This window comes from Leptolyngbya sp. FACHB-671 (genome assembly GCF_014695745.1).
GTDB lineage: Bacteria > Cyanobacteriota > Cyanobacteriia > Elainellales > Elainellaceae > JAAUTN01.
This window is the reverse complement of the sequence record NZ_JACJOV010000030.1, coordinates 1-8,796: the sequence shown is the minus strand read 5'-3', so window position 1 is coordinate 8,796 and position 8,796 is coordinate 1. Positions and strand designations below refer to the sequence as shown.

Annotated in this window: 10 protein-coding genes; 7 read left to right on the top strand and 3 right to left on the bottom strand. The window is 45.6% G+C overall.

What is annotated here, in order from left to right; translation table 11 throughout:
* Window positions 1-545 precede the first annotated feature (545 nt).
* Window positions 546-836 carry a thermonuclease family protein gene (locus H6F93_RS01100; RefSeq protein ID WP_190646596.1) on the bottom strand — a complete coding sequence of 97 codons (291 nt, stop codon included), beginning with the start codon at window positions 834-836 and terminating at the stop codon, window positions 546-548.
* Entirely contained in the window at window positions 837-1,133 is a 297-nt protein-coding gene (locus H6F93_RS01095; RefSeq protein WP_190678447.1) for a thermonuclease family protein, read from the bottom strand.
* A 326-nt stretch (window positions 1,134-1,459) separates the two neighbouring features.
* Here H6F93_RS01095 and H6F93_RS01090 point away from each other — a divergent pair, with 326 nt between their 5' ends.
* The 7 genes from H6F93_RS01090 (at window position 1,460) to H6F93_RS01060 (ending at window position 8,319) form a co-directional block, all read left to right on the top strand.
* Window positions 1,460-2,506, top strand: a complete 1,047-nt coding sequence (locus H6F93_RS01090) for a PstS family phosphate ABC transporter substrate-binding protein (RefSeq protein WP_190678446.1) — start codon at window positions 1,460-1,462, stop codon at window positions 2,504-2,506.
* Between the two features lie 121 nt (window positions 2,507-2,627).
* Window positions 2,628-3,566: a phosphate ABC transporter permease subunit PstC gene (pstC, locus tag H6F93_RS01085; RefSeq protein ID WP_190678445.1), complete on the top strand. Its 939-nt coding sequence runs from the start codon at window positions 2,628-2,630 to the stop codon at window positions 3,564-3,566.
* 7 nt (window positions 3,567-3,573) lie between these two features.
* The gene (pstA, locus tag H6F93_RS01080) at window positions 3,574-4,476 is read left to right on the top strand and encodes a phosphate ABC transporter permease PstA (protein ID WP_190678443.1); all 903 of its coding nucleotides are present in this window, start codon (window positions 3,574-3,576) and stop codon (window positions 4,474-4,476) included.
* A 129-nt stretch (window positions 4,477-4,605) separates the two neighbouring features.
* A complete protein-coding gene (pstB, locus tag H6F93_RS01075) occupies window positions 4,606-5,415 on the top strand; it encodes a phosphate ABC transporter ATP-binding protein PstB (RefSeq protein WP_190678440.1) in 810 nt (269 codons plus the stop codon).
* A 13-nt stretch (window positions 5,416-5,428) separates the two neighbouring features.
* A complete protein-coding gene (locus H6F93_RS01070; protein ID WP_190646590.1) occupies window positions 5,429-6,553 on the top strand; it encodes a sulfate ABC transporter substrate-binding protein in 1,125 nt (374 codons plus the stop codon).
* Window positions 6,554-6,872: 319 nt separating this feature from the next.
* Window positions 6,873-7,682, top strand: a complete 810-nt coding sequence (locus H6F93_RS01065; protein ID WP_206755693.1) for a transporter substrate-binding domain-containing protein — start codon at window positions 6,873-6,875, stop codon at window positions 7,680-7,682.
* The gene (locus H6F93_RS01060) at window positions 7,669-8,319 is read left to right on the top strand and encodes an amino acid ABC transporter permease (RefSeq protein ID WP_190678438.1); all 651 of its coding nucleotides are present in this window, start codon (window positions 7,669-7,671) and stop codon (window positions 8,317-8,319) included. Before H6F93_RS01065 ends, H6F93_RS01060 begins: the two co-directional genes overlap by 14 nt.
* Before the next feature lie 122 nt (window positions 8,320-8,441).
* On the opposite strand, the gene H6F93_RS35575 is transcribed toward H6F93_RS01060, so the two are convergent.
* The coding region (locus tag H6F93_RS35575; protein WP_206755692.1) for a hypothetical protein at window positions 8,442-8,796 on the bottom strand (355 nt) is incomplete at its 5' end.

The window sequence follows — 8,796 nt, the reverse complement described above, 5'->3', positions numbered from 1 at the left end:
AATTGGATGTTTATGAGTTGATGCAGTTTGAAGCGCAACACTGCAGAGCAATCTGCCCAGGCTGGAGCCTTGCAGGTTGTGAGCTTTCCGGTGGGAGTTGCACTGGCTGATGCCGTCTGGGAAAGACTACATGCAGCAGGTTGTGAAGTGACTTCAAGCTTTTGTAGAGGGAGCGTGTTGGGTTCGTTGTGTGGTTCCCGTTTCGTTCCTCATGTACATCAATGTATTCGCTAACCTCGGCCCTGACGATGCCTAAAAGTTAGGGAAAGTTATGGTGTTTCTTAAGTCGCTGCTGCAGCGCATCATGGGGTGGTTGAAGTGCTGCGATGGAGACATACTTCTCAAAAGTCTAAGCCGACCGTCTCGCAGGAATAACGGAATCTCGCACTTTGCGTTTTTCAGTGTCTAGCCAATACTCAGGGTCGGCAGCATTGGGCGATCGCCTGCGCATTAACTCAACTCCTTCTTGATCAAGTCTTTCAACAACCCTCTACATTCAGTTCCAATCGCCTCCCCCTGGTATTGCCTAAAAGCTGCGATCGACCTTACCGTGAATGTTGCTGTCGCCAAACCCAAGGGGGAAGTGCAGCAGGATCTGACCATACCCCCTCTTGCTGCTGGCTGGCTTGTCCTTCCACCTCGGCAATAACATCGCCGTTATAGCAATCTTCAACAAAGTCTGGATAGGTATAAGCAAGGCTACCAGCTACCATTTCAGCATTAATGAACCGCTCTTCTTCTGGATTCGCTGCATTTTGGGCTGAGATGAACACTTCTGCAATCGTTCTGCCCTGCCTGTCTTTGCCATGAGGGATTAAGATAATCTGCCTATTCACTCAATGGATTAGTTGTTCCAGGTATTGCTTCGATTCTGTTCCGAAGGGTTGCTCTAGTTCAGGGGCATCAATCCCACATAGCCTTAGCGTTTCTGAGCGCCACCCCTTTTGAATACGCAGAACATCACCGCTTTGCACTTCAATCACAGGGGCTAGTTGGCTGGCTCCTGGCTCCTGCGCTAGGGCTGCATTCTGGCGGGAGGTGGAAGGGTATTCGTAGTTTGGTTGTCTATCGAGAGTATTCTGCAACTGCTGATAAGCGACCACACCGACTATCCCCAGGATTGGAATAGTCAAGACGGCTTGTTAAGTTAATCCTTTAGAGAGATGAGTGTAAACAATAGTTTGTATACCGTTAAACTACGGTAAACCGCTCAAGTTTTAGTATTTTAACGGTTGAATCGCTGATGATTTTTGACTTAGCTTCAAAACTATGACTGCTATACCAATGCAGTTAAGCAAACTAGGGCGCTCGCAACCTCTCTTTCAGAGAATAGCGACATCTCCCAGTTTGACTGGACTGCCGATATGGGAGCCAAACTTTTTACGACTAGGCAAATCTTCTGGCTCACCTAGGATGCTGAATTAAGAACGCAATGAAAGATCTTTTGTAGTCATTGTCTATGCACAACCCTACGCCCAACCGCCCACCTCGTAAGCCCAACCTTCTACCGCAGCCAAATTTAAGATCCCAAGCTTCACTAACATCCTTAATAGTACTTTTCACCTTTGGTATAACATCTTGTAACAGCATAGAAGAAAAGAAAAATGAAGTCAGTGTTGATGGTGGAGCGGTAGGTTTTCCTATTCATCAAGCTGTTGCAGAAGAATTTCAAAGGGCTAGACCTGATGCTCAGGTTAGTGTTGCTTCGAGTGGCACTGGAGGTGGCATCAGCAAGTTCTGCAACGGTGACATTGACGTTGTTGGTGCCTCACGTGCCATTAAAGATGAAGAAATCGAAACGTGTAAAGAGAAGGGTATTGAGGTTGTAGAGCTACCGATCGCTCTAGATGGCATTGCGGTTATTACTAATCGTGAAAATGACTTTGCTGAATGCCTGACTATTGAGGAACTTAACAAGATCTGGACCGCTGAATCAGCGAATCAAGTAACCAACTGGAACCAAGTTAATTCACAATTTCCAGATCAGCCGTTAAAGCTTTATGCCCCAGCTTCTGATACTGGAACCTTTGATTATTTCACGCAGGCTATCACAGGCAAAGCTAAAAATAGCCGCACAGATTACACTCCGAGTCACAATCAAAACGTCCTTGTGCAAGGGGTTATTGGAGATGCAGGTGCTTTAGGGTACGTTGGCATATCTTACTATCTGGCAAACCAAGACAAACTGAATCTTGTCGCTGTGCAAAGTCCAGAAGGAACATGTGAAACGCCAGTTCCTCTAGACAATGTTGTGAAGAATGTCTATTTACCCTTGTCTCGTCCCCTCTTTATCTATGTCAGCAAGAGGTCTTTGGACAACGAACCCGCAGTGAAGGAGTTTGTTGAATTCTATATTGAGAATTCTTGGAAATGGGTTGATCAAGTTGGTTATGTGGCGTTACCCGATGAAGCTTACCCTAAAGTTAAACAAAAGCTTGCCTCTGGTGAAACAGGTTCTGAATTCAACGATGCAAAGCCGGGCGAACCGATCACGAATCTCCTTTAGGATAGTTCTCGTTTTAACTTTTGTACGGGTGAATTTACTCAGTAGAATTGCGATCGAACAAGAACTTTAAATAAACTCACTCTACTTACTTAACACGCTCTCCAACAGCTTTCTAAGTGCTATGCAAAACACAACTGCTAGAGATGAATTGGATCGACAAGATAATCGATCGCTTGAAAGAAAAGCAGGCGAAGACATTCAGGAAAAGATTATTGCAGCACTTTTATTCGGTTGCGCGTTAGTTTCCGTACTCACTACCTTTGGAATTGTTTTTATTATCTTTCGAGTAACCTTTCAATTTTTCCAAGAGGTTTCACTCGCGCAGTTCTTTCTCGACACCGAATGGACACCTTTATTTGCAGAGAAACGTTTTGGGATTTGGCCTTTAATTAATGGCACTCTATTGACGACAACGATCGCCATGCTTGTTGCCATTCCTCTAGGTTTATCATCTGCTATCTACTTAAGCGAATACGCCTCAGCTAAAGTGGCAAGGATTTTACGTCCTGCTGTAGAACTGCTGGCGGGAGTACCTACAGTTGTTTTTGGTTACTTTGCTCTGTTATTTGTGACACCCACACTGCGGAACTTTCTTCCCCTGGAAGTCTTTAACGCCCTTAGCGCTGGGCTAATGACAGGGGTCATGGTCATGCCTACCGTTGCCTCTATTAGCTTAGATGCCCTGCAATCTGTGCCTCGCTCATTACGGGAAGGCGCTTACGCGATGGGAGTCACAAAACTGGAAGTCATTAACAAAGTGATTTTTCCTGCGGCTCTTTCTGGGATTGCTGCCTCGATTATTCTAGGCATCTCTAGAGCGGTTGGTGAAACGATGATTGTTGTGATTGCTGCTGGACAACAACCGCGGCTCAGCATTAATCCGTTTCAAACGGTGGAAACCATGACCGCTTACATGGCTCAAATCTCTGGTGGAGATAGCCCACGTGGCAGCCTCAATTACAACACACTGTATGCCGTGGGAGCTGTTTTGTTTCTGCTGACACTGACTCTAAACATTGTCAGTCATTGGATTGCTAATCGCTACAAAGAAAAGTACTAGATACATCATGGCGACTTCTTTTTATCAGAATGATCTTCAAGAACAAGCAAAGGAATTCAATCCGCAGCTAGAGAGACGAGAGAGGATCGGCAAGGTTTTTGAAATTCTCTTTCTAATTGGTTTGTCAATAGGCTTAGTCGTTCTTGCCCTCCTAGTGATTGACGTGTTTAAGGATGGCTTCGTTAGGTTGCTAACGCCTGGTTTTCTAACTGACACCCCTTCTCGTTTTTCAGACGACGGGGGAATACGCCCTGCTATTTTTGGCAGCATTCTTCTAGGGCTATTAGTCATGTTAGTTTCCGTTCCTATCGGAGTAGGAGCGGCTTTGTATCTTGAAGAATATGCACCAAAGGCTTGGTGGACAGATATTATCGAGGTGAACATTGCCAACTTGGCTGGAATTCCTTCGATCGTTTATGGGTTGCTGGGGCTAGGTGTTTTCTATTATCTCTTGGGTTTTGGCCCATCTTTGATTACTGGCGCACTAACGTTGTCCCTGCTGTCTTTGCCCATCATTATTGTGACTGCCAGAGAGGCGATTCGAGCTGTTCCAAATGCCCTACGAGAAGCGTCCTACGGCTTAGGTGTGACCAAGTGGCAAACGGTATGGAATCATGTTTTACCTTATGCTGTTCCAGGAATTTTAACCGGAGTAATCCTTTCCGTTTCGCGGGCGATCGGTGATGCAGCGTCTCTGCTTGTCATTGGAGCTGTAAGTTTTCTCACGTTCAATCCTGGTTTGTTTCAGCGCTTTATGGCTTTGCCAATTCAGATTTACAGTTACATTACTCGCCCTGAACCTGGTTTTGTTAACGCAGCCGCAGCAACCATCATTGTTTTATTGTTTGTCGTGCTGGTTCTCAATGGTGTGGCGATCTATCTGCGGAATCGCTTCTCGTTACTGAAATAAAACATTTGTTGTTGCTTCTGTACAGACGAGTTTATTAGTAGAACCTTGTACCGCAACAAATAACTTGCTCAAACTCAGCCTCTACAAACTCCAAATTTCAACTGTAATACAACCCTAGAAAGTATACCTATGCGATCGGACAATACAACCCTAAATCCGCTAGATACAGCGACTTTTGCCGTCAGAGGGGTCAAAGTTTACTATGGTGATTTTATGGCGCTTCAGGAAGTCAATATGGAAATTCCTGAACGACAAATCATTGCCTTTATTGGACCTTCAGGCTGTGGCAAAAGTACGCTGTTACGTTGCTTCAACCGCATGAACGATCTGATCCCTGGCGCTAGAGTTGAGGGCAAGATCAATTACCAGGGAAAAAACATTTACGATCCCAAGATCAATCCGGTAAAAGTCCGGCGTCAAGTTGGAATGGTGTTCCAGAGACCAAACCCTTTTCCCAAGTCAATTTATGAAAATATTGCCTTTGGTCCACGTTCCAATGGTTATAAGGGAAATATGGACCAATTGGTGGAGCAATCTCTACGCCGGGCTGCGCTTTGGGATGAGGTCAAAGATAAGCTGAAAGCAAAGGGCACGGATTTATCTGGAGGACAGCAGCAGAGGCTTTGCATTGCACGGGCGATCGCCATGAAGCCAGATGTGATTCTAATGGATGAACCTGCATCTGCTCTCGATCCAATCTCAACGAAACAGGTTGAAGATCTGTGCCTAGAACTCAAGGAACAATACACGATTATCATCGTGACCCACAACATGCAGCAAGCTTCACGGATCTCAGATCTGACTGCATTTTTTAATACAGAGACAGATCCTGGCGGTAAGCGTCGGGGAAGATTAGTGGAGTTTAGTCCTACCAAACAGATTTTTGATTCTCCTAGTACTCAAGAAGCTAAAGAGTATATTAGTGGGCGTTTTGGCTAAGACAGGGTTTAAGATGATGTACTCGATTGCACAAATTCAGACTTACATTTTTCAAGCTTTGCAGGTTATTGGACAGTGGTATCAACGATCGATAGGCAATAAGTTAAACCGACGTTCTTTGTGGCACTTTGTCTGCCTATTCTTGCTAGGCGTTAGCTTGAGCGCGACGATCGCTGCCTGTGAAAGTAGTTCTGCCGCTAAACCGGATGTCAAGCTAAGGTTAGTTTCCTATTCGGTTACTGAAGCCGCTCACGATCGAATCATTCCTAAATTTGTTGAGAAGTGGAAGAGAGAACATAACCAAAATGTCAGTTTTGAGCAGAGTTACGGTGGTTCTGGTGCGCAAGCTCGCGCTGTAATTGAAGGTTCACAAGAAGCAGATGTAGTACATCTGGCACTCGCCCTTGATATTAATAAAATCCAACAAGCCGGTTTGATTGAAGCAGGTTGGGAAAGAGAAGCCCCCAAAAATGGTGTTGTGACGCGATCGGTAGCGGCTATTGTCACTCGCCCTGGCAATCCTAAAGGCATCAAGACTTGGGCAGACTTGACGAAAGACGATGTGAAGCTGATTGCGGCTAACCCCAAAACGTCTGGTATTGGGATTTGGGAGTTCTTGGCATTGTGGGGGGCTATGACCCAAACAGGAAGTGATGAGCGTCAAGCACTGGAGTATGTTACTGAAGTCTATAAAAATGTCCCTGTACTAACAAAAGATGCCCGTGAGGCGACTAATCTATTTTTCAACCAGGGTCAGGGAGACGTTTTAATTAATTACGAGAATGAGATTATTTTGACTGAAATGAATGGTCAGAAATTGCCTTATACAATCCCTGAGGTGAATATTTCGATCGATAACCCTGTTGCCGTTGTAGACAAGAACGTTGATCAACATGGCACTAGAGAAGTTGCAGAAGCGTTTGTCGATTTCCTTTACTCAGCAGAAGCTCAACAAGAATTCGCCCAGTTAGGTTATCGTCCTGTCAACCCTAATGTAGTTGCAGAGGCAGCATCGAAGTTTCCTCAAGTCAAAACTCTGTTCACCGTTCAAGATTTTGGAGGATGGGATCTGATTCAGAAGCAGTTCTTTGCAGACGAAGCAACGTTTGACAAGATTCAGGCTGCCAGCAAAGCATGAAAACCTTGAGGATTGCAAGTTAGGATTGCCTGCACTAACAACATTCACTGGAATAACAGTGTTCAAATCAGTCTGAATATCAATATCATGCGATCTAAAGAATTGTGCGTTACGCTACGCTGACGCATCCTACGTTGAATTCCACCTGACTGCTTGGTATTCCTAGAGCGAAAGGTAGAAGTCACAGATACAATTTCCAGCATAATACGGTAAATTGATAATCTTACCGTATTATAACGAATGAGAGCCATTTCCTTTTGTTTTACAACTTAAGGTTAATTACTTTTATTAGGGCAGTGTCATGGTTAAGCCTAATTTAATGATTAGGAAACTAACGCGATCGCAGTTTATTCGTCTACTGATGCTGGCAAGCAGCAGTGCAGTAGTGCTAGCAGCTTGCGGATCTAATTCGACTGATACATCTAGTGATTCACCAGGCGCTAGTACGGATCAACCGCTAACGGTGGGAACAGAAGGAACTTATCCACCCTTCAGTTTCAGAGATCTTCAAAGTAATGAATTGACGGGCTACGACATCGACATTGCTACAGAAGTAGCGAAGCGGCTAGGACGACCGATTGAGTTCGTACCGACGCAGTGGAAAAGTATGCTGGCATCTCTAGATGCAAAACGATTCGACTTTGTTGCGAATCAAGTCTCGGTTACACCTGAGCGCGAGCAGCAATATGCCTTTTCGCAGCCTTATACCGTGTCGGGTGCGGTTGTTTTGGTCAGCCAAGACAACCCCAAAAATATTCAAAGCGTTAATGATCTCAGCGGTAAAGTCGTTGGTACAACCCAGGGTAGCAACTTTGCTAAAGCAGCAGAGGAAGCGGGGGCTGAGGTGAAATATTATCAAGGCATTGCTCAGGTATTGACCGATCTTCAGCAAAATCGAGTTGATGCGGCACTCAACGATCGCCTCTACGTCCTGACTGAACTGCAAGAAGCGAACTATCGGGTGAGATCGGTGGGTGAACCCTTCACTCGAGAGACAACGGCGCTTGTGTTCCGTAAAGACAACACTGAACTGCGCGATCAGGTAAACCAGGCACTAGACGCCATCAAACAAGACGGTACACTGGCAAATATTTCAAACACATGGTTTGGTGAAGATGTCAGTCGTTGATCTTTTAATTGACTCTCTGCCTTTGTTGCTCACAGGCGCACTGATGACCGTCTGGATCAGTGTTCTTGGGGTTGTGTTCGCGTTGCTTGTGGGACTGCTCGTTGCGCTCCTGGCGTTGTCCGAAGTCCGAGTGCTAGAGTGGCTCTCAAGCCTTTATGTCTCGTTCTTTCGCGGTACGCCCCTACTGGTGCAACTGTTTATCATTTATTTTGGCTTTGCAGGCATCGTCCGGTTTACACCGTTTCAATCGATCGTCATCGGCTTAACGTTGCACTTTGGAGCCTATATCTCTGAATCCTTTAGAGGAGCAATCCTCTCAATCGCAGGAGGACAATGGGAAGCCTCAGCCTCATTGGGTTTAAGTCGGTTTGACACATTCGTGCATGTGATTCTGCCGCAAGCTTGGCGACGAGCCATTCCCAGCATTTGGAATTCTTTGATTGACGTGGTAAAAGCTTCTTCTCTGGCTTCCGTTGTCACCGTTGAAGAATTGACTAGTATTGCCGACCAGATTAGCTCTGCTTCAGCGGTGGTCTTACCGATTTTACTAGAGGCAGCCCTGATTTATTGGGCATTGACCACTCTACTGGACATTGTCCAGCGCTATTTCGAGCGTCGCTATCGCTATGCTGACTGATTGGTTCTACACAGCTTGAATGTTGATTAGCTTCTCCTGTGTCTACAGCAATTTCCACTTGGACAAACTACAAATCCCTGTAGGGGCAATTCGCGAACTGCCCCTACGCTATGGCTTACCCATTAGAAAATGTCTGTAAGTTGCCAGGGTATTGTCAAGTTAACGCTGAGGTAGAATAATCGGACTGATTCCACCTTGTTCGCGGCTCCCGGTTCATGTACTCTCGTCATCGCTTTCCTGGCGAAATCATCAGTTATTGTGTCTGTCTTTACTACACCTTTCCCCTGAGCTACCGGGATATTGAAAAGATGATGCTGTACCGGGGCATCGAGGTGACGTACGAAACGATTCGGGAATGGTGTCAGAAATTTGGGTAGCCATACGCCAACGGGCTTCGGCGCAAACGACCCTCCCTCACCGATAAATGGCATCTCGATGAAGTGGTGGTAACGATCAAGAAACAACAATATTACTTGT